The following is a 24,523-nucleotide window of genomic DNA, read 5'->3' as shown; positions in this document are numbered from 1 at the left end:
CATGGCGTTTGCACTATCCAATCAACACGCTGCCGGCCGCTCGCGCGCCGGTGCGCTGGGACTGGCCGTTATGATCGGGCTCGGCTCGGTGCTCGCCGTCAGTCCGCAGACCGGGATGGCCCAGACGCTTGAGCGTCGGGTCGACCGGCTGGAAGAGCGTGTCTCGGGGCCCGCCATGATGCGGATGATGAACCAGACCGAGACCCTGCAGCGCGAGATCACGACCCTGCGGGGTGAAATCGAGCGCCTCCAGCGCCAGATAGACGACATTCGCGATCAGCAGCGTCAACTCTATCTGGATCTGGATGGGCGGTTGCAGGCACTGGAAACCGCTGACAGTGGCGACAATGCTGATGAAGCTGCCGAAAATGCTGCTGAAAACGCTTCTGACAGTGCTGCAGCCGATCAGGCAGAGCCGTCCGACAGCAGCAGTGAAGCGGTGGATGACAGCTCGTCAGCTGATCAAACGGCGGCCCGCGACGCCTATGAGGCGGCCTTCAGCGAGCTACAGGCGGGACGATACGATGCCGCTGTAGAGGCCTTCCAGCAGTTCCTTGACGATCATGCCGATGCGGATCTTGCCGCCAACGCCCGCTATTGGCTCGGTGAATCACACTACGTCGTTCGCGATTTTGACGCGGCCATGACGGCCTTCCAGCAAGTGGTTGATAACCACGCCGACAGTCGCAAACACCCCGATGCGCTGCTCAAGATCGGCTATGTCCACCTGGAACAGGATCGGAACGAGGAAGGACGCGACACCCTGCAGCAGGTTATCGAGGCATTTCCTGACAGCACGGCCGCCAAGCTTGCCAGGACACGGCTCGACGAGCTCTAGAACCGGTTCATCGCGACGTCATAGAGGATTAATAATCCTGTCATAAGCGCTCCGCAGAATGACGGTTTAATTCGTCAGGAAGCGGAGCAACAACATGTTCAAGACGATCCTCAGCGGCGGCGCAGCCGCCCTTGCACTCAGCGGTGGCCTGATGGGGACCGCCCTCGCCGACAATCATCCGGCCGATGTCTGCCCATCGTCCCTGTCGATGGCCGATACGGGCATCGAGGGAATGGGAACGCTTGAGGAGGCATTCGCCCCGTTCGCCAACGACTTCGAAGAGATGACGGGCGTTGAGCTCGAGCTCTACTCGATCGCCAACCGGACCGCTGCCGGTACGGCCCTACAGTACGACGAAGTCGACATGGTCTTTGCGGGCCCCTCGGAGTACGTACTGTTCGAAGAGCTGGCTGACCTCGATGTCCTTTTCTCGATTGTCCGGCCAAACTATGGCTCGAGCTTCGTCGTCAAGGCGGATAGCGACATTCAGGAGCTCTCGGATCTCGCCGATAAGCGGATCGCGCTGAAGGATGTGGGCTCCACTTCCGGGCACATCTTCCCGTCCAAGCTTCTCGCCGAAGCCGGTCTGAATCTCGACCAGCTCGACATCGTGATGGCTGGAGACGCCCGCGTGCAGACCCTCATCAATGGTGACGTCGATGCCATGGGTGGCGGTAACAAGGACTGGGATGCGGTCCGCGAACAGGATCCGGATACCGAGTACCGGCTGCTCGCTCAGACCGACACGCTGCCCGGTGATCCGGTCATCATGCGCGCTTCACTGGCCCAGGACTGCCGCGATGCCCTGCGCACGACGCTCTCTGAGAATAGCGATCAGGTCTGGGAGTCGCTGACCTCCACCGAGCGCAACGCGGATAAGTTCATCGAGCGTGACGCCTACCTCTCGTTCGAGACGGATCCGGCGATCTACGACCAGGTCCGTCAGGCTTACGACGCCGCCGGCATTCCGCTCGGCGAGTAAGCAGTCCGTCTTTGCCGGTTGCGCCCACAGGCCAGCCGGCTGAGCCCTGAAGGCCGCCCCGACCGCGTCGGGGCGGTTTCTTGTTTTCAAGCAGGAAGCACTCCATGAGCGATACCAGCCATCCCGTGAGCGTTGACTCTGTTCATGTCCGCTACGGCAGTCTCGAGGTGTTGCGCGGCGTTACCTTCGACATCCAGGCCGCACAAGGCGTTGTGCTACTGGGGGCGAATGGCTCCGGCAAATCGACGCTGATGCGCACTCTCAATGGCCTCTCCCGCGCGCAATCCGGCCAGATCCGGATCGGAGGCGAGGCGGTCACCACCGCCCGCGGGGCTCACCTCCGTGGCATTCGCCGACGCATGGGCTACGTTTTCCAGCAATTCAACCTGGTCGCTCAACTGACAACCTTTCAGAACGTCCTGATGGGTGTCCTCGGCCAGCGCCGGTTCGGCCTGATCAACTGTGTGGGCGGATTTGCATCGGCCACCGATCGCGAGCAAGCCATGGCCTGTCTCGAGCGGGTCGGCCTCGCTGATCGCGCAGGTCATCGACCCGCCGAGCTCTCCGGCGGCCAGCAGCAGCGCGTCGCCATTGCCCGAATGCTCATGCAATCGCCCGAGGTCGTCATCGCCGACGAGCCCATTGCCAGTCTCGACCCCCGCGGTGGACGTGAGGTCCTCGAGCTCCTCTGGGAAATCGTTCGCGAGCGCAATCTCGCCATGCTCTGCACGCTGCATCAGCTGGAACTGGCCACGGACTACGCCGATCGCATCATCGGTCTCAAGGATGGTGTCGTGGCGCTGGACGAGGCGACCACGGACGTGAGTGAGGCCCGCCTCGGCGAGCTCTACAACCGGGCAGACGACACCCCGGTCGAGCCCGCACGCCAGCCAGTCGGCACCCGTGATATGCCGGAGACCATGACCTCATGAACACCACGACCACCCGCAACGCCATGCCGCCGCGCTTCCGGCGCCCCTCCCCCATCGCCTGGGCCATTGGACTGGGCTTTTTCGCGTTCTTCATCCAGGGGATCATCGCGGCCGATATGACGATCGGCAGGCTCATCGCCGGGGCTGGCAATCTCGTCCGCTTCCTCGGTCAGGCGATGCCGCCCGACTACAGCGGCGCTGGCGGCATCGCCTCAGCCATGCTCGAGACATTGAATATCGCCATCGTCGGCGTGACTTTCGGATGCCTCTTCTCAGTCCCGCTCGGACTACTGGCCGCGCGCAATACCACCCCCAATCGCGTCGTCCATGCCGTTGCGCGACTCGTCATCGCTATTGCCCGAACCATCCCCGATCTGATCTGGGCACTGATCTTCGTGGTAACCGTCGGACTCGGCCCGCTCGCAGGGATACTCGCGATCATCATGGATACCATCGGACTCGCCGCGCGCTTTTACTCGGAGCGATTCGAGGAAGTGAGCGATGGTCCTTCACAGGCACTGACATCCACCGGCGCGGGCCGTATTTCGGTGATTTTCGGTGCGGTCATCCCGGAGAGTTTTGCATCGATGACGGCGGTCTCGCTGTTCAGCGTGGAGAAGGCGATTCGTTCGGCCGTCACGCTCGGGCTTGTCGGTGCCGGCGGTATTGGCGTTGAACTCTCCACCGCCATGCGGCTTTTCCGCTACGACGAGGCCGCTGCCGTCATCCTCTCGATCCTTGTGGTTGTGATTGGTTTCGAGCAGCTGTCATCGGCCATTCGGCGACGCATCATCGGCGGCGCGGGCGCGATGGGCTGACCCATCCGCCCACGCGGCACGATTCAATATTGCCGCAAAGCCGGGCGCGCCGTATCATATCGGGCTGTTGGGTCGTTAGCTCAGGTGGTAGAGCATCGGACTTTTAATCCGCTGGTCGCAGGTTCGAATCCTGCACGACCCACCACTTCTCAAGGCTGAGAGCCAGTGAGAGGTTCGCGCTGCATGCTCTGATATTCCTTTCGGTCCCGTAATTTCGAGAGACGGACCGATGATCCGCACCGCATCCCCGAATGCCGCCACCCCCGACGGCCGCACACGCCGCGGCCAATTCCGTGTGCCGATCGTGACGGTTCTAATACCCGGGGTTTTGGGGTAAAACCGGGGATATGCGCGCTCATCCACCCCCGGGACTCCGCCCGATGGCCTATGCCGTCCTGGTCGCGCTGGTGCTACTGACCCCCTCGCTGGCATCGGCCTACACAGCGGAGTCAGCACTTGCACACCAGCTCTACTACTGCCCGCCGGAGGGACGAGCGGATACGCCCGAAGCCCTGCGCCGCTGCACGCTGACCGAACGCCCGGCGGCGCAGAGCGGCCAGCTTGGCAACCAGCCCCAGTGGATGCGCGTGCAGATCGACAACCCCCGCTCCATCACCCAGCCCGGCCGTCTGATCATTGGTCCTTACTATCTGGCCACTGTGGAGGTGTTCAGCACCAGAGATGGCATCCAGCCGATCGGAACGGGCGGAGCGTATGCCGGCGGGGCCAGGGCCAGTGCCCGCATCGGCGGGCATGCCTTTGCGGTTGCGCTCGATCCCGGTCGCAATGACTTTCTGGTGCGCATCGCAGCGCCAGGGGTCGCGCATCTCACGGTGCGTGCCGAGGCGATCGGCGGCGCCGGTGCCGGTATGGATCCGATGGCCTTTTCCATCGGCCTGCACCTGGGCATGCTCGCGATCCTCGCCGGGCTCGCGCTCGTCCCGGTCGTGCTGCGACCGGGGCCCGTCAGCCGCCGGCTTCTGCTGCTCAATAGCGTGATACTCGTGCAGGTCGCCCTCGGCAGCGGGACCCTCCCGACTCTGCTGCCCGAGCTGCCCGGCAAGGCGGCGATGCAGGCGTTCATGATTTTGATCATGCTCCGGACGGCCGCATGGGGATGGCTCTATCAGGCGCTGATCAGCCCGCACTATGCTGCTCCCGGCTATCGCTGGAGCTGTAACCTGAGCTATGCCGCCGCGGCGCTGGCGGGCGGCCTGTACCTCATCGACTGGCTGGAGCCCGCCCGGGTGATCAGTCTGCTCCTGGTACTTGCGATCCCGGTGATTCACACCATTGCCGGTCTGCGCGCGCAGACCCTGATGCCCTCGCTCAAAGGCGCGCTGGTGGGCTCGCTGATTGTTTATGATGTCCTGCAGATCGCCGCCATTGGGCTTTTGATGCTGGCCAGCGGCCAGTCGGATCTGCCGGTCATGATCTCACGGTTTCTGGATCTCGCCGTACCGCTGCTTGCCATCGGCATCGTGCTATTACGCAACCGCGCGAGCGATCACCAGCTTGCCGCCACGGAACAGGCGCTGGCCCGCCGCGAAGCGCAACTTGCCGCCGAGACCCATGCCCGCGAGGAGATGCGCACCCTGATGGACATGCTGACCCACGAGATCCGCAACCCGCTCGCGACGCTCAAACTCGCCACCCGCGGCCTCCAGCGGCCGTTGGTGGACGCCGGGGCAAGCGCGCAGCAACGACTCGATCGGATCGGCGAGAGCATCGGCGCCATCGACGCGGTCATCGAGCGCTGTGATCAGCACAGTCGACTCGAGACACCGGGTATCGCGGCACAGTCACGGCGGGTGGATATCAATCGCCTGCTCGATGACCTCATCCACCGATATGGACTGACGGCACGGGTCCGCCGCGAGGGGGATGACTTGCCCGAAACCGACACCGATCCAGTGCTGCTGGAGATCCTGCTCAGCAACCTGCTCGACAACGCACTCAAATATGCCCCCGCCGGTACGCCGATCACCGTGACACGTCTCGCGCCCTCGGTACCGACGCCCGGAGAAGGTTGGGGTATTCGGATCAGCAATGCGGTCGAGCCCGCGATGATGCCTGATCCCGACCGGCTCTTTGAGCGCTACTACCGCCACGATCACGTCCGTCGCGAAGGGGGATCAGGCCTTGGGCTCGCGCTCAGCCAGCAGGTGGCCGGGCTGCTGGGCGGTCGTCTGACACCGCGCCTTGAAGCGTCCTGCATCCACTTCGAGTTGCGTCACGAGGGGCATTGATGCGTCACGAAATCGCGGTGGTTGAGGATGATGCGCTGCTGCGCGAGGAGCTGGTCAGTCTGTTTGAGGACGAGGGCTATGGTGTGCACGAAGCCCTCAATTACGAGGGGCTGCTGGATGTGCTGCGCCTGCACGCGGTGCGCCTGGTGATTCTTGATCTCAATCTACCGGGCGTCAGTGGCTATGAGATCGCCCGCAAGCTACGCGAGACCCAACCGGCCATCGGGCTGATCATGCTCACTGCCCGGGCGCGCATCGGGGACCGCGTCAAAGGCTATGATGTCGGTGCCGATCTCTACCTCACCAAGCCCGCCGACCCACAGGAACTGACCGCCGCCGCGGCCAGCCTCAGCCGCCGGGTGCTCTCGGACCAGCGCGCCGATGATCTGTGTCTGGACTGCGCCCGCCAGTGCCTGAGCGCCGGTGGTGGCGAGGGCGTCATCCTGACCGGCGCAGAGACCCTCATCCTGCGATCGCTGGCGCTGGCACCGGACATGACGCTGGACAGCGGATCGCTGATGGACCTGCTCGCGGAGAAGTTCCCCGACCGCACGCCGACTCAGCGGTCGCTCGAGAACACGATCAGTCGCATTCGCGGCAAGGCCACAGGGCAGTTGCCCGCCGACGCCACCCTGATCCGCTCCGTCCGCGGACTGGGATATCAGCTCGGCCTACCGCTGCGATTGATTGACTGACCGATCCGCGTGAGAGGCATTGAGAGGCTGGCGCCGACCGCTGTGCTTTATTGCCGCCTTGAACCTGTAATCGAGCGGTTTGCAATGGCAAGGCGAGAGGACAACATTACGGGGCACCCGCGATGGCAGCCAGACGGACCCATCCGCAGCCTCGATACGCTTGAGCCCGATGCCACGGGTCCGCGGGAGCGTCTCCGTCGCGAGGCAAGCAGTGCCCGCCAGGTGGACGCCGATCTGGCCGCGGCGGGGTTATCACCAATGGATCGCGTCGACGCCCTTCAACTGCCCTGGCTCGAGGCGCTGTTCCACCAGCCCCAGCACAGTGCCAGCGTTCTCGATGCGCGTGCCCTCGCTGTTAAGGTCGATGAGGACGCAATGGCCGCGGCCCAGGGCTTACCTGCCTCCGCGCTGACCTCGGAAGTGGCATTGATGGAGGCCGTCTACCAACAACTCACGGTCGCCCGTCGACTGTGCCGGATCACCGCCCGACCCGGACTCGTTCGCGCTCAGCTCAAGCGCCGCTGGACGACGCTCACTGGTTTGCTGGCAGTCTGGGAAGACACTCTGCGCGATTGAGGTGCGCGTGTAACCAACACAGCTCCTTGTGCTCGCGCTCCAACGCCTTTCTTTGGAGATCCGGATAGCGATGTAGTCGAATGTCCATTGTTAATGGGCAAGGTCACGCTCGAAACCTGCACGACCCACCCCATATCAGTCAGTTAATGAGGCGCGCCAGGGCGCTGGCTTCAGCCAAGAGTTTTTCGTCCTGGCCTACGGGCCGGAGAAGTGTCAGGCCGGCCGGAAGCTCGCCCTCCCGAGTCGCCATGGGCACCGTGATGGCCGGCCAGCCGAGCATGTTGGCCGTCAGATTAGAGAAAGTCATCGCGTCTTGGGTGGATACAGTCCCACTTGGCAACTCTACTCTGCTCTGCCCCACTTTTGGGGCGACAATGGGCAGCGTAGGCATACAGATGAGATCGTAACTGGCAGCAAGCTCGGCGATGTGACGACCATAAAAGGCGCGGAAACGCTGCGCCTGCAGGTATGTCGTCGCGTTAACGTGTCGGCCTGCCTCAAGCTGGGTGCGGACGGTAATGTCGAAATCACTATAGCGCTCGTCGAGCAGGCGCTCGTAACGAGCGCTCGCCTCAGGGTACATGATGGCGAGCCAGCTCTGATGACCCTCGCGGGTATAGGTCAAATCGAAATGATCGACGACATGGCCAGCCCCCTTGAACGCAGCCAGAGCCTGACCAAAGCGCTTGCCTACATCGGGATCAAGGGCTAAGTCCGGGAAGCGAGCGACACCGATCCGAAGCTCCGATGGCGATGGCGTCAAGGCTGCGGTGTCACCCGATCTGGTTAGAACAGCGGAGAGGGTAGCGGCATCCTCAACGGTTCTGGCAATGGGTCCGACGTGATCCAAGGTCCAGGATAGGGGCATCACGCCGCGGACGGAGATATGATCAAAGCTGGGCTTGAACCCAACCACACCGCAGGTGGCAGACGGGATACGCACGGAGCCGCCAGTATCTGAGCCGAGCGCGGCTGGCACCATGCCCGCAGCTACCGCAGCGGCGGATCCGCTGCTCGAACCGCCTGCCAGGCGGCCGGAGTCCCGTGGATTACGGATCGGTCCAGCGCTGGAAACCTGCCCGGTACCGCCGTAGGCAAGCTCGTGCATGTTGGTCTTGCCAATAATGATGGCGCCGGCCTCACGCAGTCGGGTAACGACCTCGGCATCCGACGCGGCGATATTGTCACGCAGAGCTTCACAGCACCCGGTGGTGGCATGACCGGCACAGTCGAAGTTGTGCTTGAGTGCAACGGGAACGCCATGCAGCGGCCCGAGGTCGAGACCGGATGCGCGTTTCTCATCGGCTCGTTTGGCGGAGGCGAGAGCCTCCGCTTCGAAAACGACCGCAAAGGCGTTGATCCGGGTATCATCCGCGTCGATGCGCTCAAGGCAGAGCTTGGTGAGATCCACGGCATCCAATTGACCCTCGCGCAGGGCGCGGGAGAGACTTGTGATGGTTTCGTCGGGGGTGGCGCGCATCACTCCCGCACCGCGGCTGCGCCAGGTTGAGGCTCATAGGCCAAAGGTAGGTCGCCATCAAGCAGTTCGTCGGGGATCATGTTGACCCCATCGATATAAGCAACGAACCCGCAAATGGTCTCAATCTCCCCAGCGTCGATGCCACGGCTGCGCAGCGCCTCAGAAAGCGCCCGGCTCTTTTCTTCCATCTCTGCGTCCTTCATACACCCAACATCTCCTGAACCAGCTGGGGATTGCTCTGGATATCCGCCATAGGCATCTGCTGCTCCATTCGACCTTTGTTCATGAGGTAACACTCTTGAGCGAGGCCGCTGACGAAATCCAGATTCTGTTCAGCGAGCAGTATGGTCACGCCTTCACTGCGATTGAGGTCCCGGAGAATGCCTTGTATCTCCATGATGATCGAGGGTTGGATGCCCTCGGTCGGTTCATCAAGGATCATGACACTCGGCCTGAGCGCTAGCGCCCGGGCAATGGCGAGGATCTGCTGCTGACCACCGCTCAGGTTCCCGCCCATCACATGAGCCCGTTCGCGTAGCGCGGGAAACTGCTCGAATGCACTCTCCACAGCATCATGGGCATCATGACCACAGGCGTGGGCGGCCACCTCGATGTTCTCGATGGTCGTCAGTCGGGGGAAGATTTCTCTGCCTTGCGGGACGTAGGCAACGCCAAGTCGAGCCCGGTGGGCCGCCGAGACCGGTAGGTCCTCACCCCGTAGGGAGACTGTCCCATTTCGCGCCGGCAGTACGCCAGCGATGCATTTCATCAGCGTACTCTTGCCCACACCGTTGCGCCCAAGCACCGCTTTTATCTCCCCCGCGCCCAGGTCGAGGCTGACTTTCTCGATGATGATGGCGGATGTATAGGCAGCGGTGATGTCGCGTACCTCAAGCATCAGTGGGCCTCCCAAGGTAGATGTCGAGCACGCGCTCGTCCTCTCGCAATTCGTCAATGGTACCGCTGGCGAAGACACCACCTTGGTGAAGCACTGTTACAGGCGAGTCCAACTCGCGTATGAAATCCATGTCGTGCTCGACAACCACCACACCGGCGAACTGCGAGATGCGCTTTAGCATGGCTACGGTGTGCCGGCGCTCCTCACCGGTCATGCCCGCAGCTGGCTCGTCCAGAAAGATGAGTTTGGGCTCGAGACTGAGCACGACGCCGATATCGAGCCACTGCTGCTCACCGTGGGATAGTGCGCCACCCAGTTCATCCGCCCGGGCGGCGAGCCCGATGGTCTGGAGCACGAGCCCTACCCGCCGCTCGGCAGCCGCCTTATCCCTGAGCTTGCTGTAGGCGGCGAGCCAGAGGTTTTCCCGGACAGTGCATTCCTCGAGGATGCGCGCCACCTGTAACTTGATGCCAAGCCCTTCGCGTACTCGGCGATACGGCGCCCAAGCAGTGATTTCCTGGCCCTCGAACAGCACCCGGCCATTGTTGGGTTTCAGCAGACCCAAGCAGGTAGTAAGGAAAGTGCTCTTACCAGCGCCGTTGGGGCCGATAAGGCAGTGGATGCCACAGTCCTGGAACTGAAGGGAAACGTTATCAGTGGCGGTAACGCCGCCGAAGCGCTTCTGCAGGTCCACGGTCTCAAGGAGCACACGACCCGTGACCTCCCGACCGAAGAGCTCGTCTACGCCAGAGAGATCTCCGCGCTCGGTCGTCGTGCTGTGCTGCTCGCCGCCGGCAACACGGCGGCGCCTGACGATACCAAGGATCCCCCGAGGCGCAAGCAGGATGAGCAGGATAAGCCCGCCACCAAGCACGAGCGTGGTCTGACCACCGACCACGCCGCCACCGAGCCAGAACGAGAGCCCACCGACAAAAACTGCCCCGAGAAATGCGCCCCACAAGCTACCGCGACCACCCACGAGTACGTATATAGGAATGAGCAGTGCTTGAGTGACACTGAATATATTGGGGCTGACATACATGGCCCAGGCGCCATAGATCGCGCCACCGATGCCAGCGATCGCTCCGGAGAGAGCGAACAGCAACAGGCGGTAGAGCCGAACGTCATAACCCAGTAGCTCGGTTTTGAGCAGATTCTGGCGTATGCCGCTGATCACCAATCCAAATGGGTTGCGCAACAGCGCCAGAACACCGATGAAAATCACCAGCGCCAACGCCAGGGTCACCAGAAAAATACCGTGGGGTGACAGCGGCGCAGCCCCGTCACCGAATCCGAGGGTCAACATGGGCACCGTCGTCATGCCGTTGGCCCCGCCCACATAGGCGTCACCTACGTTGAAGGTTAGACCGACAGCCGCTGTATACATGACCAGCACGAGAGCATACGTAATAATTGTCGTCTGAAGCGGGCCAAGCCGGCCATAGAACAGGAAAAAGGCGACCACGGCCGCGGCCAGCGCGCCGATAAGCGCGCCGGCGACGATGCCAATGACAACTGTGCTGCCGATGAGCGGCGCCAGGTTGGTCCCCGCGATGCCATAGGCATAGGCGCCCAAACCAAAGAAAACGGTATGACCGAGACTTAAATCACCGCCCTTGCCCCAAACCAGATCGAGGCCCAGGGCCACCAGACCGAAAGCGAGCCAGGAAGTGGCGATATGGGCAACGTACTGGTCTGCATTCCAACCGAGTACGGCGGCCATGGCGGCGACAGCGATGGGTAACGACCACCAGCTGATTCGTTTGAGTCGCTTAGAGCTTTCCACGCCACCCCCTGGAAATGCCGTTCGGGAAGAAGCGCAGGATAACGATGGTGACGACGAAGAAAGCCACATCACCGGCCACTGAGGTGAAGATACTGCTCGTTAGACTGGATAGCCCACCAAGCCCGCCCATGGAGGCGAAGGTACCGGTCAATGTCAGAGGACCAGCCATAACGACCGCCAGGAAAGCCTTGGACACGAAAGCAAGGCCCATGTCGGGCGTTGCCGGAAAAGCCGGCACCAACAGCCCGCCGGCAAGCCCGGCGAGGCCGGCCCCGAGGCTGAAGGTGATGGTATTGATGCGCTTGGTTTCGATGCCGACAGACGCGGCCATGGACGGATTCTGGATCGCTGCCCGAGCCATTATGCCGTAACGCGTCTTCACAAAAATGAGGTATACCGCAATAAAGGTTATCCCGGTAACAGCTGTGAGGAACAGGTAATACACCGGCATGGAATAGCCCCCGACATGGAAAGAACCCATGGGCAACCCGATCCCGGAGGTAGAAGCACCGAACATCAAAATGGCGAGCTGGTAGAGGATCATGCCAAGCCCCCAGGTCGCCAAGAGGGTGTCGAACAATCGTCCGTACAGGAACTGAATGATAGATTTTTCGACAATGGCACCGAAGACGGCAAGGCCGAGTGTGGCGAGGAGTACGGCGAGTGGGAACGGCACCCCGGCCTTTGTGGCGACTAAAGTGGCGTAAGCACCCATCATCAGGAATTCGCCGTGGGCGAGGTTGATGACGCCCATCATCCCGAATATGACCGCGAGCCCCACGCTCGCAATCAGCAGAAAGCTGACGCTGAATAATGCCGTCAGAGCTGTAGAAGCCAGCTGATCGATTCCCATGCGCCCCCCTGTGCTTGCGAAAACCTCGGAAATGGATAGCCGCGACGGCGGTATCACCGCCGCGGCTATAGGTCTGACCACTTATTGCTGTGGCGTAAACTGCTTGGAGACCTGGGGATTCTCAACGAGGTTGCAGACGTCCTGCTCGTAGCTTGGCAGCACGTCCTCGAAGTGCTGAATGACCTCAAAGCTGTGGTTGTCGTCGCCACGCACCAGATAGACCTGATGCATGAGGTGGTGGGATGGCAGCATCTCCACCCGTCCCTCGGGGCTATCGATGCCGATACCCTGCTCGAGAGCATCGATCACGGCCTCGGGCTCGACGGAACCGGCTTCCTCGGCCGCTGCCGCCCACAACATCACCGCGTTCCAGGTGTCGTTGGCTTCGGAGATGATGGGCTCATCGATGCCGTCGTACTCCTCACGCCAAAGCTCGGTGAATGCCTCGTTCTTCGCCGTATCGACCACCATGAAGTAATTCTGCGAAGCATGGATGCCATCGCCGGCCTCCGGCGAGACCACAACCTGCTGGTTCCCCGAGCCATAATTGGTGGAGATAATGCCGGTGTCCGCCTTCATCCCCGTTGCGGCGAACTGCTCATACAGAGACGTCTGGCTGGCTCCTACGGGTAGGGCCACGACGACGTCTGGCTCGGTGTTCTGGATCTTCTGCAGAGTGCTGGAGAAATTGCTCTGGGACAGCGGCAGGAAATCCGTACCCACTACCTCGCCACCCATTTCCTCAGCGTATTGCTCCACCCAATGCGTGGAGATGGTGCCGAAGTTGTAGTCCGGCGCCACAACATAAAAGCGATCCCCGTACTCTTCCGCCGCCCAGTCCATCATGACCCCGAGCTGCTGCGAGGGAGTCACCCCGGTGAGAAAGGTATAGCGGTCGCAGACACCTCCCTCGTAGAGCGCACTGTAGAAGTAAGGAACCTTGCTCTGCCGCGCCACCGGTCGCACTGCCTCACGTGAAGAGCTGGCCAAGCCGCCGAACATGGCGCTGACGTTGTCGCGGAGGTTCAGCGTACGGGCGTACTGGGTGTATTTGGAATCATCAGACTGTGTGTCGTACTCCACGACCTCAACAGTGCGTCCGTTGACACCTCCATCCGCATTGATCTTTTTGACCGCCAGATGCAGGGCCTGACTCTGTTGGATGCCGTAAATGTTGAGGCCGCCGGTGAGGTCGTGCATAGCGCCGATGGTGACACTATCCTGGCCCTGCACAACGCCGCCGACGAGCAGCGAAAGCGCGGCGATACCACTTTTGATAATCCCTTTGCGGTGCATGAGATGGCTCATATTCGTTCTCCGTTAATGATGTAACATATCAAGCTGGAAAAATGGCTCACAGCAATCGGTCGGCGAGAAAGCGGTAGCTCGTCCGCGCCTCCGCCAGTTCCTCCGTGCTGAGCACTGCGCCTATCACCTCCTCTTCCGTTCCACCGGCCCAGGCCAGTCGCCGGCCAGTTGGCGCTACGATCTGGCTTAAGCCGAGACGCTCCCAGGTGCCTGCCTGGGTGCCCATATCCAGATTTCCACAGGCACTGCAGGCAACCACAAATGCCTGATTCTGGATGGCGGTGACCATGGGCAGCGCTGACCAGTAGTCCCGCTTGAGGTGCTCCACGCCAACTCCGCCCTTATCACCACCCGCCCAGATCGAGCCGGTGATGACCGCAATGTCGGCTCCCTGATCGGATAAAGCCTTGAAATACTCCGGGAACATGGAGTCATAGCAGATCGCGATTCCGATACGGCCGAGCCCGCATTCAAAGACTTCCACAACCTGGCCCGGGGTGTAGTAGAGCTTCTCCAGCCCCGGCATATGGAGTTTCCGGGTAATCCCGACGATGCCTTCGGGACCAATGAGGGCTGCGCTGTTATGGATGATCCCCGTCACTGATGTCTGTTCTGCGAAGCCGACGACCGTATAGGCATCCAGCTCTCGAGCCGCGTCGGTGATGGTTGTCAGCTCCGGACCGTCCAGCCTTACAGTGCCCTGTTCCCAATAACGGCGCAGTCCGCCAGGCTCGTGACGGAAGAAGCTGGTGATTCCGACCTCAGGGAAAACGACGAGCCGGCTGCCGCGGCCAGCTAGCTCATGGAACCGGGAAAGGATGTATTCGACGTTATTGCTGCGCCGGTCCATCGCCTCGGGCTCGTGCTGGACCACCGAAACCTCAATGTCCTGCTGCATCATTCGCCCGTTCCACGTTTCCAGATCGAAAATTACGTCTGGATTAAACGTAGCGCCTTACCGGGCCTAGGGGTACAAAAATAAAGTTACACGCCTTATAAGCTGAATTACAGGCGGGGCAACCAGGAACTAATTGCGGAATAACAGCCGTTGATCGGCGGCGCATTGCTTAATGATGAAATGCCAGACAAGGCTCACCGCCTCGAAACGGTGCAGATCTCGGTTGGTTGAGATCCAATAATGACGCACGAACTCGACCTCCGGCAGCACCCGCACCAGTCTGGAATCGTCCTTGGCCATGTAACTCGGGAGTATCGATAGACCGAGACCTTCCCGCGTCGCCTCCTGCTGAGCGCGGATACTAGTACTCTGAAAGATAAAGTTGAGCTCCGAAGATATCTCGTAATGGTATTTGAGCTCTTCGGCAAACAGCATGGTTTCGATGTAGCCGATCCAAGAGTGCATCACCAGCTGCGAACGATTAGTAATGGGTCCGTGGGCATCCACATAGCAGCGGCTGGCATAAATCCCAAGCAGGTAGTCGGTCAGCACACGGCGAATCACGTATTCACCCTGGGGCTCTTCGAGCGTAATACTGATATCCGCCTCACGGTTGGTCACACTCGTGGGCTTGGGCAGGGAGATGAGGTCCACATCCAAGGCATGGCCGCGCATCCAGGCGGCGATCCGTGGTGAGAGATAATTATCCCCAAGCCCTTCGGTCACACCTACTCGAACCTTGGGCCTAACCCGGACGTCCCGCTCCGAGCCCTCCAGGCCAAGAATCAACTGGCGCTCGAGCTCCTCGGCGTGACGAAAGAACTCGGCGCCGGCCTTGGTAAGATCAAAGCCACTGTCACTGTGACGCAGCAACTGCGTTTCCAGCGCCTGCTCGAGGACGGCCATGCGGTTGGCTACGGTCACGTGGGTAATGCCGAGCGCCCTCGCGGCCCGTGTCAGCCTACCGTGGCGTGCGAGCGCCACGAACACTTTCACGTCATTCCAATTCATCGCGAGGAGTTTGTCCTCGTTCGGCATTCACTCGGCCTCGCTTGAAACCCGGTAGCGCTCGAGACACTCTCCCGAAACGCTCTTTCTCTAATGGCGTGAGCGGCCGAGCTAGCCTGCCGCCGCCAGCGCCTGATCGACGTCGGCGAGGATGTCGTCGATGTGCTCGATACCCACCGATATCCGCACCATATCGCGGCTGACCCCGGCGCTCGCCAGCTCCTCGTCGTTCAACTGCCGGTGCGTGGTGGTGGCCGGATGGCAGGCCAGAGACTTGGCATCGCCGATGTTGACCAGACGCACGATGAGCTGAAGCGCGTCGATAAACTTTGCCCCCGCTTCTTCGCCGCCCTTGATCCCAAAACTGAGAATGCCACCGGCATTGTTGCCGCCCATATATTTCTGCACCAGCGGATAGTAGGGACTGTCAGGCAGGCCAGCGTACTTCACCCAGGTCACGCCCGGATGCGCTTTCAGATGCTCGGCCAGCGCAATGGCGTTTTCGCCGTGACGGGCCATGCGCAGGGGCACGGTCTCAATGCCCTGCATCAGCAGAAAGGCATTCATCGGCGAGAGCGCCGCGCCCATGTTGCGAAGCGGTGCGACCCGGCAGCGCCCGATATAAGCCGCCGCCCCCAGCGCCTCGGTGTAGACCACGCCGTGGTAGGAGGGATCGGGCTCGGTGAGCATGGGGAATTTCTTGGCGTAGTCGGCCCAGGGGAAGTTGCCCGAGTCGACGATTACGCCGCCCACCGTGGTGCCGTGCCCACCCATGGCCTTGGTCAGCGAGTGGATGACGATGTCGGCGCCCTGCTCGATGGGCCGCCAGAGCACGGGCGTCGGCACCGTATTATCGACGATCAGCGGCACGCCGTGGCGATGGGCGATGGTGGCAAAGGCCTCGATATCGACGACGTTGCCGTTGGGATTGCCGACGGTCTCGGCGTACACCGCCTTGGTATTGTCATCGATCAGCGCCTCGATGGCGGCTGGATCGTCGCCGCTCGCAAACCGCACCTCGATGCCCATATTGGGCAGCGCGTGGGCGAACAGGTTATAGGTGCCGCCGTAGAGCTGGCTGGTGGTGACGATGTTGTCGCCAACCCGAGTGATGCACTGAATGGCGTAGGTGATCGCGGCCATGCCGGAAGCAACGGCCAGACCGGCGATACCGCCTTCCATCTCGGCCACGCGCTGCTCGAGTGCCCCGTTGGTCGGGTTCATGATGCGGCTGTAGATGTTGCCTTCGACCTTCAGGTCAAACAGGTCCGCCCCATGCTGCGTGTCGTCAAAGGCATACGAGGTGGTCTGGTAGATCGGCACCGCCACCGCCTTGGTGGTCGGATCTGGCGAGTAGCCGCTGTGGATGGCCTGGGTTTCGAGTTTCATGGAGGGATCTCGCTGTTGGTCTGTGATCGGAGCGCGTTATCTCTCGAAACTCTAACGCGTTTGAACGCAGGCGTCTGGAATATGTGGTGATAAGGAAAGACTGGGATGGAATAAAGGCCGGCTATCAGGTGGTGGGCACCGCCTGGCGTCGCGGGCGGCGATATCGAAGGGGCGTGTTGTTAACTGTCTTCCGCAGCCCGCGCACACGCTGAATACACACGCCCGATACACACTAACCAGGCAGACGAAGACATGGTTCTCGGCACTCGAACACCCCGTATGCCGCTTGAGAAAAAGCGGATCAATGTCAGCATCGATCCCGAGCTCCTCGACGAGGCCCGGGCGCTGGAGATGAACCTCTCAGGATTCTTTGAGGATCATCTGCGTGAATCCCTGCACGCGCTGCGCTGCCGTGCCTGGCTCAAGCGCAATCGCCGCGCCCTGATTGAGAATCGGATCGACCCCCCGAGCGCCCGGAACAATCCGCCGAGCAGGCCAAGACCATTCATCAATATCGACGATATCGACGATGCCGATGGAGCCGATGGAGCCGATGGTCATGACGATTTTCTGACCGACGAGTGGGTCCGGGCGATGATCGATCGCGTGCCGATTCTCAAGGAGTCGGTGGATCGACGGCTAAGCGGCCAGCTAGCCGCGACAACCTACCCGGTATACCGCGCCGACAAATTCCGCATCGACTCGCGGGCGCCGTTTCTGGTCAGCCTGCAGAACGCCCGGCTCCAACCCCTTGGCCGGGCGATTGTCGCGCCGCTTGTACCCACGGGCCATTTTGAACGCCCGCTGCAGGAAGCCCACCCAATCGTTGCGCTCGAGTGCTCGCCCGGCAGCCATTTTGTCGTGGTGGTCGACCGGCTCATGACGGTATCGGATAACGCGCTCGGCAAACCGGCGGGATCCCTCACCGGCGAGACACCGCAGATCATGCGCGCCATCGACTTTGTGTTCGGCGGAATATAGGCGCGCCTCTGCCCCGCGTGTATATCGCACCCACATTCTAGTGATGTGGACTAGGCGTGTGGATAGCCCGTGTGTTGCGCGCGTGTTCACGGGACAGGAAAGGGGATGACAACGCGCCCTCCACAAAAAAACGACCGGGGGCAGACGCATCCACCCCCGGCCGCGACGGCGATCAACGCCGTATCAGCTATTCAAGCCGAAGCATCACTCCTGCGAGCAATCCAGCGATCACTCCAGCGATCACTCCAGCGATCACTCCAGCATGCTGCGCAGCATCCACGCTGTCTTCTCGTGGAGCTGCATACGCTCGGTCAGCAGATCGGCGGTCGGCTCGTCATGCGCCTCATCCGCCGTGGCAAACACCTCGCGCGCCGTGCGGGCGACGATCTCGTGGCCGGTGACCAACTGACGGATCATCTCCTGGGCATCCGGTGTGCTGCTCTCCTCGGGGATCGAGGTCAGCTTTGCATACTCACTGTAGCTGCCGGGCGCGCGGGCACCGAGTGCGCGGATGCGCTCGGCGATGTCATCCACCGCCGTGGCGAGCTCGGTGTACTGCTCCTCGAACATATTATGCAGGGAGTTGAACATCGGCCCAGTGACGTTCCAGTGGAAGTTATGGGTTTTCAGGTACAGCGAATAGCTGTCGGCCAGTACGCGACTGACCCCATCCGCGATCTCCACGCGGGCGTTTTCCTCGATGCCGATATTGATTGCCGGTGTGGCCATGATGACCTCCTTTTTGCGTCGTCCTGACGCGCTGTTTGAAACCATTCCAATTTAACATTGCGGCATCCCAAGCCCAAGCTCAAACCATTGATGCCCTGTCCGTGAGATATCCCACCTCAACCGGCCAGATTCAACCCCACCAGCCCCAGGATGATCAGCAGCAGGCTCCCCGCCTTAACCCAGCTCATCGTCTCACCAAAAAAGAAAACCCCCACCAGGGCCACCAGTGCGGTGCCAAGCCCGGCCCACACCGCATAGGCCACGCTCACCTCCATACGCTTGAGCACCAGACCCAGCGCGATGAACGCGAGCCCATAGCCCGCCACGACAATGAGGCTCGGCCATAGGCGTGAGAAGCCGTCGGATAACTTGAGCGCCGTGGTGCCGATCACCTCCATCGTGACCGCTCCCACCAGCAGCAGCCAGGCAGGCATAGGATCTCCTTGTCTGAATCAACCGACCCAGCTTAGCAGCAAGTGAATCAACCGCGGCAGACGTCACCCCGCCGATCCGGTAGCCTTTAGCCCATGAAACGCTGGATAGTCCGTATTATCGCCGGTCTCGTCCTCGCCGGCGCCATCCTACTGGGCAATGCCGGGTTAGTGGGCGATAGCGCGGGTGCCCGCTCCGAAAGCGGGGCGGCGGAACGGCCGACGGCCTGGCAGTCGATGGCCGCTGGCGAGGTCATCATTGAACCGACCACCGACGCCGAGTCGCGGCGGATCCGCGTACGCATCGCCGACGAGGCCTCAGAACGCGCACAGGGTATGCAGCACCTCCCGCCGGAAGTCATCCGCGCGACGCCGATATGGTTCGAGTTTCCAGTACCGCGGCGTACAAGCTGGCACATGCGGAACGTGCGTGCCGCCCTCGATATCGCCTATGTCGACGATAACGGCAGGGTCATCGGTATCGAGCGCATGACGCCCGGCGGTAGCGGCTATGGTAGTGATGCGGCGATCGCCGCCGCCCTGGAGCTTGCCGCCGGCGAGGCCGAGCGGCTGGGCATTCAGGTGGGAACGCGCCTGCGCAGAGCACGCTGACGCATGACCGGGTGCAGGGTCAGCCCTTCTGCGGGCGCCGGACCCGGATATGGAGGTCATCGAGTGCGCCGCTATCAACGCCGGCTGGCGCCTCGGTAAGCAGACAGGTGCCGGTCTGGGTCTTGGGGAAGGCCATGACATCGCGAATGGAGCTGGCGCCGCCGATGAGCATCACCAGCCGATCCAGCCCGAAGGCAATCCCGCCATGCGGAGGGGCCCCATATTCCAGCGCGTCCAGCAGGAATCCGAATTTCTCACGCGCCTCGTCCGCGTCGATTCCCAGACGCTCAAACACTGCCCACTGCATCTCCGGGCGATGGATACGGATCGACCCCCCTCCCAGCTCAGTACCGTTCAACACTAGATCATAAGCGCGGGAGATCAGCGCTTCGGGATCGGCAGCGCGCAGCTCGTCCACCGAATCGGTCTGCGGCGCCGTAAACGGATGATGGAGCGCATAATAGCGCCCGTCGGCCTCGTCGTACTCGAACATCGGGAAATCCACCACCCAGAGCGGCTTCCATTCGCCTTCGAGCAGATCGAGGTCATGGCCAACACGCACTCGCAGCGCCGCCAGCGACTCGTTGACGACTTTGGCGCTATCGGCCCCGAAGAAAACGAGATCCCCGGCCTCGGCGCCGGTCCGCGAGAGGATGTCGGTCACCACCGATTTCGGCAGGAACTTCACAATCGGACTCTGCAGACCATCGACGCCGGCACTCGGATCATTGACCTTGATATAGGCGAGCCCCTTAGCGCCATAGCGGCCGACGAAATCGGTGTAGCCGTCGATCTGCTTGCGGGTCAACGAGGCACCACCCGGCACCCGCATCGCCGCCACGCGGCCACGGGGATCCTCAGCCGGTCCGGCAAAGACCTTGAAATCCACGCCAGTGAGGAGATCGCTCACGGTCACGAGTTCCATGGGGATGCGCAGATCCGGGCGATCGATCCCAAAGCGCTCGATGGCCTCCGCATAGGTCATGCGCGGGAAGGCATCCGGCAGATCGATCCCGGCGACGTCGTGCATCAGCCCACGGATCATCTCCTCCATCAACGCTGTAATCTCGCCCTCGTCCATGAACGATGTCTCGACATCGAGCTGGGTAAACTCGGGCTGGCGGTCTGCGCGTAGATCCTCGTCACGGAAACAGCGCACGATCTGATAGTAGCGGTCGAGTCCCGACATCATCAGCAGCTGCTTGAACAGCTGCGGCGACTGCGGCAGGGCGTAGAAGCTGCCCGCATGCAGCCGGCTTGGCACCAGGAAGTCACGCGCTCCTTCGGGCGTCGCACGGGTCAGCATCGGCGTCTCGATATCGAGAAAGCCATAACCATCGAGGAAGCGGTGCATGAAACCGGTCACCCGCGCACGGGTGACCAGGTGCTGCTGCATTGCCGGGCGGCGCAGATCCATGTAGCGATGGCGCAGACGGACGTCTTCACCAACGTCATCCTCATCGAGCTGGAACGGCGGCGTCTTGGCCTGATTGAGCACCTCAATGGTCTGCCCGAGCACCTCGACCTGGCCGGAACCGAGTGTGTCGTTGGCCGTGCCCTCGGGCCGGCGACGAACCCGGCCCTTGATCTTTAGCACCCACTCGGGCCGGACCCGGTCAGCGGTGGCGAATGCGGCCTCGCGATCGGGATCGAAGACCACCTGCAACAGGCCTTCACGATCGCGAAGATCGATGAATATGACGCCACCGTGATCACGCCGCCGGTGCACCCAGCCGCAGATTTCCACATCCTGATCAAGCAGGGCCTCGGTGACATCGCCACAGTAGTGCGTGCGCATAGGGATCAAACCGCCATTAATGAATCGTTGTAACCGGCAAATGTTAAGCGGTGGGGGGTCGGCAGGCAAGCCGCCGGAAACGGCGGGGCCAGTGCGATTCAGCTATCCTTCGCGCGACTGGCCTGCTTGCCCGAGGCCTGCCCAGCCCCCTTAGCGCTGCCTTCGCCCTTGCCGGAGGCGCTCGCGTTATCAGCGGGCTTCTTTGCCTCCTTGCCCGTGTCCTTACCGCCCGATGACTGCTCGCCGGCGATATTGCGGCGGTTGTCCTTTTTGAAATCGGTCTCGTACCAGCCGCTGCCCTTCAACCGGAAAGCCGCGGCCGAGATCTTGCGCCGCAGCGTGGCATGCCCGCAGTCGGGACAGTCAGTCAGCTCCCCGTCCCTGAGCCCCTGCAGAGCCTCGAGCTCGTGGCCGCAGTCGTCGCAAACGTATTCATAAATCGGCATGCTGTGAATCTCCCTGATATCGACACACTATGATAGCCGAATAAAGACCGCCCATGCCGCTTCAGATACTCGCTGCGATCTTTCTATTCGCCACGCTGTTCGTGTTCATCCAGATCGGCGTGGTCACGGTTGCCTTTGACAAGCTGGGCCTCTCGCAGGGATCGGCCATGCTGCTGCTGATCACCTCACTGGTGGGCAGTGGCATCAACCTGCCGCTGTTCACCGTCGATGCGACCCGCGAGCCCGACCCACGCTGGGCCGAGCGGCTGCGCTGGATGGCTGCTTTTTACCGCAACCTCGATCCGAAAAAGGTACTGATCGCGATCAACGCCGGTGGAGGCATCATCCCGGTGGCATTCTCGGTCTATCTACTCAATCACAATCCGTTGTCGCCGCTGATCGTACTCGCGGCGATCGCGATCCAGAGCGGCATCTGCTACGCATTCAGTCGCCCGATCGCCGGCGTCGGAGTCGGCATGCCGATCCTGATTGCACCGATCAGTGCAGCGGTGACCGCGGTCACGCTGGCGCCCGATAACAGCGCTCCGCTCGCCTATATCTGCGGAACCCTGGGCGTGCTGATGGGGGCCGATGTGCTACGGCTGCGCGACGTGCGCGGTCTGGGGTCGCCGCTCGCCTCGATCGGCGGTGCCGGTACCTTTGACGGGGTTTTCATTACCGGGCTCGTCGCAGTCCTCCTCGCCTGAACCCACGCATTGCACACAGGAGCCGCTCATGGACTTCAACGCGTACCGTGACAAGCTTGCCCAAACGGTTGGCCGCCAACCACTCGCGTTCGACGAGGCCGAATATACACGCCGCCGGCACGAAGTTGCCGACGCAATGGGCGGTGACGCGCTGGACGCGCTGCTGGTGACAGACCCCGCGGATATCGGCTATCTCACCGGCTACAACACTTTCGAGGTCTCGGTGCATACAGCGCTGCTGCTGACCGCGGGCGATCCGGGGAGTGCGATACTGCAGGTACCCTCCATCGAAACCGGGCCAGCGGTCACAACCGCTCGGGTAGACGCCGTTTTCGGTTACCGCTGGGAGGGGGCAGCGGGCGCCGTCGATCAAATGGCGGCGATCATCCGTGACCTCGGACTCACGCCAACCGGAACGCGCATCGGCATGGATCGCTGGAGCGCCTCACTGCGCAGCGGCTTTCGGGACGGGCTTGCCGCCGCCCTGCCCGAGGCGGATTTAACCGATGCCTCAGGGCTCGTCGACGCCATCAGAATCGTTAAAAGCGACGCCGAAATCGCCCTGCTCCGGGAAAGCGCCCGGATCACCGAGACCGGCATCGCCGCTGCCGAACAGCTGATCGCCCCGGGCGTGACGGACCAGCAGCTCGCCGCCGCTGGATCGGCGGCCATGATCAACGCCGGCAGCGAGTTCATGAGCCTGCAGCCGATCGTCACGGCGGGCTGGCGATCGAGCGTCATCCACTGCAACCACCAGCGTCACACCGTGGCGGCCGGTGACCCGGTATTCCTCGAGTTCGGCTCGGCCTGGCATCGCTACACGGCCCCGATGATGCGCACACGCGTCGCGGGGTCGGTAACCGATGACATGCGTCGGGTGGCGGATGGCATCCGTGACATCCACACAAGCCTGATTGAGCAGATGCGCCCGGGTGTGTCGATCGATACCGCGGCGGCCGCGGCCGAGGCCGCCCTCGCGCCACTGGCCGACCGGGTTTTCTTCTCGGGTGTGTTCGGTTATACGGTCGGTCTGCAGTTCCCGCCCTCTTGGGTGGAGGGTTCCGGGTTCATAGCCCGCGGCGTCGAGCGCGAGTTCCAGGCCAACATGGTCTTTCATCTACCATTGATGCTGCGTATTCCCGGCCAGTGGGGCATCGGGATGAGCAACACGGTGCGGGTGACCGAGGCCGGCGGCGAGCCGCTGACCCATAACGACCTGCGACTGACGGGAACGGACCATGCCTGAGACCCCGCAACGCGGCGAAACAATACCAGTCATTCTGATTACCGGCTGCTCGAGCGGCATTGGGCGGCACTGTGCGTTCGCCCTTCAGACCCGCGGCTGGCGGATATTCGCGACGGCCCGCCGGGCGGGTGATGTTGAGGCACTGCGAGCCGATGGTCTGACGGATGCGCTACTGCTCGACGTCGATTGCGATGACAGCATTCAGCATGCCGTTGACACCATGCTTGCTCGGACCCGGGGCCGGATCGATGCCGTATTCAACAACGCGGGGTTCGGTCAGCCGGGTGCGCTGGAGGATCTGCCCCGCGCAGCACTGCGCGAGCAGTTTGAGACCAATGTCCTCGGCGCCCATGCTGTCACCCGCAGGGTGCTGCCAGCCATGCGCGCTCAGGGGCATGGACGGATCATCCAGCACAGCTCGGTACTCGGCTTTATCGGCCTGCCCTGGCGGGGCGCCTATAACGCCTCGAAATATGCCCTCGAGGGTCTCACTGACACGCTGCGCCAGGAGCTCCACGGCACCGGGATTGAGGCGGTGCTCATCCAGACCGGTCCGGTCACCAGCCGGTTTCGGGCGAACGGCCGGTCGAAATTCGAGCGTTGGATCGACGCAACCGCCAGCCCGCACCGGCAGGCTTACGCGGCGGTCACAGAGCGCCTCTCACGCGCCGGTGACCCGCCTTTCACGAAGGACGCCGACGCGGTCGCGCGACGACTCATTGCGGCGCTCGAATCGACACGGCCCAAGCCGCGCTATCACGTCACCCTGCCGACTCATGTCTTCAAGGGACTCAAGCGGGCCCTCGGCACACGGACATTGGATCGTATCGTTCGCCGGACCGGCGGATGAGCGACGGAATGGA

The 24,523-nt window shown here is 62.1% G+C and carries 25 protein-coding genes and 1 tRNA gene; 13 read left to right on the top strand and 13 right to left on the bottom strand.

Going from position 1 to position 24,523, the window contains the following annotated elements:
- Position 1 precedes the first annotated feature (1 nt).
- From ybgF to SPICUR_RS02125, 8 genes are all read left to right on the top strand, one after another.
- Positions 2–838 (top strand): tol-pal system protein YbgF, encoded by an 837-nt coding sequence (ybgF, locus tag SPICUR_RS02160; RefSeq protein WP_023365595.1) that lies wholly within the window; start codon positions 2–4, stop codon positions 836–838.
- A gap of 94 nt (positions 839–932) precedes the next feature.
- Complete coding sequence (locus SPICUR_RS02155) at positions 933–1,820, top strand: phosphate/phosphite/phosphonate ABC transporter substrate-binding protein (RefSeq protein WP_023365593.1); 888 nt, start codon at positions 933–935, stop codon at positions 1,818–1,820.
- A gap of 104 nt (positions 1,821–1,924) precedes the next feature.
- Positions 1,925–2,752, top strand: coding sequence for a phosphonate ABC transporter ATP-binding protein (locus SPICUR_RS02150; RefSeq protein ID WP_023365589.1), 828 nt, complete (start codon positions 1,925–1,927; stop codon positions 2,750–2,752).
- Positions 2,749–3,570 carry a phosphonate ABC transporter, permease protein PhnE gene (gene phnE, locus SPICUR_RS02145; protein WP_023365587.1) on the top strand — a complete coding sequence of 274 codons (822 nt, stop codon included), beginning with the start codon at positions 2,749–2,751 and terminating at the stop codon, positions 3,568–3,570. The genes SPICUR_RS02150 and phnE overlap by 4 nt, the downstream gene beginning before the upstream one ends.
- A 69-nt stretch (positions 3,571–3,639) precedes the next feature.
- Positions 3,640–3,715, top strand: a tRNA-Lys gene (locus tag SPICUR_RS02140).
- A gap of 235 nt (positions 3,716–3,950) precedes the next feature.
- Positions 3,951–5,819 (top strand): sensor histidine kinase, encoded by a 1,869-nt coding sequence (locus SPICUR_RS02135; protein ID WP_023365585.1) that lies wholly within the window; start codon positions 3,951–3,953, stop codon positions 5,817–5,819.
- Complete coding sequence (locus tag SPICUR_RS02130; RefSeq protein WP_023365583.1) at positions 5,819–6,514, top strand: response regulator transcription factor; 696 nt, start codon at positions 5,819–5,821, stop codon at positions 6,512–6,514. Before SPICUR_RS02135 ends, SPICUR_RS02130 begins: the two co-directional genes overlap by 1 nt.
- 84 nt (positions 6,515–6,598) lie before the next feature.
- On the top strand, positions 6,599–7,090 hold the full coding sequence (locus tag SPICUR_RS02125; RefSeq protein WP_023365581.1) for a hypothetical protein: 492 nt from the start codon (positions 6,599–6,601) through the stop codon (positions 7,088–7,090).
- A gap of 139 nt (positions 7,091–7,229) precedes the next feature.
- On the opposite strand, the gene SPICUR_RS02120 is transcribed toward SPICUR_RS02125, so the two are convergent.
- The 9 genes from SPICUR_RS02120 to SPICUR_RS02080 form a co-directional block, all read right to left on the bottom strand.
- Positions 7,230–8,570, bottom strand: a complete 1,341-nt coding sequence (locus SPICUR_RS02120) for an amidase (RefSeq protein WP_023365579.1) — start codon at positions 8,568–8,570, stop codon at positions 7,230–7,232.
- A complete protein-coding gene (locus SPICUR_RS02115) occupies positions 8,570–8,773 on the bottom strand; it encodes a hypothetical protein (protein ID WP_023365577.1) in 204 nt (67 codons plus the stop codon). Before SPICUR_RS02115 ends, SPICUR_RS02120 begins: the two co-directional genes overlap by 1 nt.
- Complete coding sequence (locus SPICUR_RS02110) at positions 8,770–9,468, bottom strand: ABC transporter ATP-binding protein (protein ID WP_023365575.1); 699 nt, start codon at positions 9,466–9,468, stop codon at positions 8,770–8,772. The genes SPICUR_RS02115 and SPICUR_RS02110 overlap by 4 nt, the downstream gene beginning before the upstream one ends.
- Positions 9,461–11,254 carry an ABC transporter permease subunit gene (locus tag SPICUR_RS02105; protein WP_041381595.1) on the bottom strand — a complete coding sequence of 598 codons (1,794 nt, stop codon included), beginning with the start codon at positions 11,252–11,254 and terminating at the stop codon, positions 9,461–9,463. The genes SPICUR_RS02110 and SPICUR_RS02105 overlap by 8 nt, the downstream gene beginning before the upstream one ends.
- A complete protein-coding gene (locus SPICUR_RS02100) occupies positions 11,241–12,107 on the bottom strand; it encodes an ABC transporter permease subunit (RefSeq protein ID WP_023365571.1) in 867 nt (288 codons plus the stop codon). Before SPICUR_RS02100 ends, SPICUR_RS02105 begins: the two co-directional genes overlap by 14 nt.
- Positions 12,108–12,188: 81 nt before the next feature.
- Positions 12,189–13,415: an ABC transporter substrate-binding protein gene (locus SPICUR_RS02095; protein ID WP_023365569.1), complete on the bottom strand. Its 1,227-nt coding sequence runs from the start codon at positions 13,413–13,415 to the stop codon at positions 12,189–12,191.
- A gap of 46 nt (positions 13,416–13,461) precedes the next feature.
- Positions 13,462–14,316 carry a carbon-nitrogen hydrolase family protein gene (locus SPICUR_RS02090; protein ID WP_023365567.1) on the bottom strand — a complete coding sequence of 285 codons (855 nt, stop codon included), beginning with the start codon at positions 14,314–14,316 and terminating at the stop codon, positions 13,462–13,464.
- A 126-nt stretch (positions 14,317–14,442) separates the two neighbouring features.
- Positions 14,443–15,351 (bottom strand): LysR family transcriptional regulator, encoded by a 909-nt coding sequence (locus SPICUR_RS02085; RefSeq protein ID WP_023365565.1) that lies wholly within the window; start codon positions 15,349–15,351, stop codon positions 14,443–14,445.
- Positions 15,352–15,432: 81 nt separating this feature from the next.
- Complete coding sequence (locus SPICUR_RS02080) at positions 15,433–16,710, bottom strand: O-acetylhomoserine aminocarboxypropyltransferase/cysteine synthase family protein (RefSeq protein ID WP_023365563.1); 1,278 nt, start codon at positions 16,708–16,710, stop codon at positions 15,433–15,435.
- Positions 16,711–16,989: 279 nt separating this feature from the next.
- On the opposite strand from SPICUR_RS02080, the gene SPICUR_RS09505 reads away from it, so the two are divergent.
- Positions 16,990–17,691, top strand: a complete 702-nt coding sequence (locus SPICUR_RS09505; protein ID WP_023365561.1) for a type II toxin-antitoxin system CcdA family antitoxin — start codon at positions 16,990–16,992, stop codon at positions 17,689–17,691.
- Positions 17,692–17,943: 252 nt separating this feature from the next.
- Here SPICUR_RS09505 and SPICUR_RS02070 read toward each other — a convergent pair whose 3' ends face one another.
- Positions 17,944–18,420: a Dps family protein gene (locus SPICUR_RS02070; protein WP_041382031.1), complete on the bottom strand. Its 477-nt coding sequence runs from the start codon at positions 18,418–18,420 to the stop codon at positions 17,944–17,946.
- A 116-nt stretch (positions 18,421–18,536) separates the two neighbouring features.
- Positions 18,537–18,854, bottom strand: a complete 318-nt coding sequence (locus tag SPICUR_RS02065) for a DMT family transporter (RefSeq protein ID WP_023365557.1) — start codon at positions 18,852–18,854, stop codon at positions 18,537–18,539.
- Between the two features lie 93 nt (positions 18,855–18,947).
- Between SPICUR_RS02065 and SPICUR_RS09500 the strand changes: the two genes are divergently transcribed.
- Positions 18,948–19,463, top strand: a complete 516-nt coding sequence (locus tag SPICUR_RS09500) for a DUF192 domain-containing protein (protein ID WP_023365555.1) — start codon at positions 18,948–18,950, stop codon at positions 19,461–19,463.
- A gap of 19 nt (positions 19,464–19,482) precedes the next feature.
- On the opposite strand, the gene aspS is transcribed toward SPICUR_RS09500, so the two are convergent.
- Together aspS and SPICUR_RS02050 are read right to left on the bottom strand one after the other, a co-directional pair.
- Positions 19,483–21,261, bottom strand: a complete 1,779-nt coding sequence (aspS, locus tag SPICUR_RS02055) for an aspartate--tRNA ligase (RefSeq protein WP_023365553.1) — start codon at positions 21,259–21,261, stop codon at positions 19,483–19,485.
- 98 nt (positions 21,262–21,359) lie between these two features.
- Positions 21,360–21,707 (bottom strand): FmdB family zinc ribbon protein, encoded by a 348-nt coding sequence (locus SPICUR_RS02050; RefSeq protein WP_023365551.1) that lies wholly within the window; start codon positions 21,705–21,707, stop codon positions 21,360–21,362.
- 53 nt (positions 21,708–21,760) lie between these two features.
- Between SPICUR_RS02050 and SPICUR_RS02045 the strand changes: the two genes are divergently transcribed.
- The 3 genes from SPICUR_RS02045 to SPICUR_RS02035 are packed head-to-tail and all read left to right on the top strand — an operon-like array spanning position 21,761 to position 24,510.
- On the top strand, positions 21,761–22,414 hold the full coding sequence (locus tag SPICUR_RS02045; RefSeq protein ID WP_023365549.1) for a DUF1614 domain-containing protein: 654 nt from the start codon (positions 21,761–21,763) through the stop codon (positions 22,412–22,414).
- 28 nt (positions 22,415–22,442) lie between these two features.
- On the top strand, positions 22,443–23,660 hold the full coding sequence (locus SPICUR_RS02040) for a M24 family metallopeptidase (RefSeq protein ID WP_023365547.1): 1,218 nt from the start codon (positions 22,443–22,445) through the stop codon (positions 23,658–23,660).
- Entirely contained in the window at positions 23,653–24,510 is an 858-nt protein-coding gene (locus SPICUR_RS02035) for an SDR family NAD(P)-dependent oxidoreductase (RefSeq protein WP_023365545.1), read from the top strand. Before SPICUR_RS02040 ends, SPICUR_RS02035 begins: the two co-directional genes overlap by 8 nt.
- Positions 24,511–24,523: the final 13 nt, after the last annotated feature.

The organism is Spiribacter curvatus, assembly GCF_000485905.1.
In the GTDB taxonomy this organism is placed as follows: Bacteria; Pseudomonadota; Gammaproteobacteria; order Nitrococcales; family Nitrococcaceae; genus Spiribacter; species Spiribacter curvatus.
This window is presented reverse-complemented; position numbering and strand designations above follow the sequence as displayed.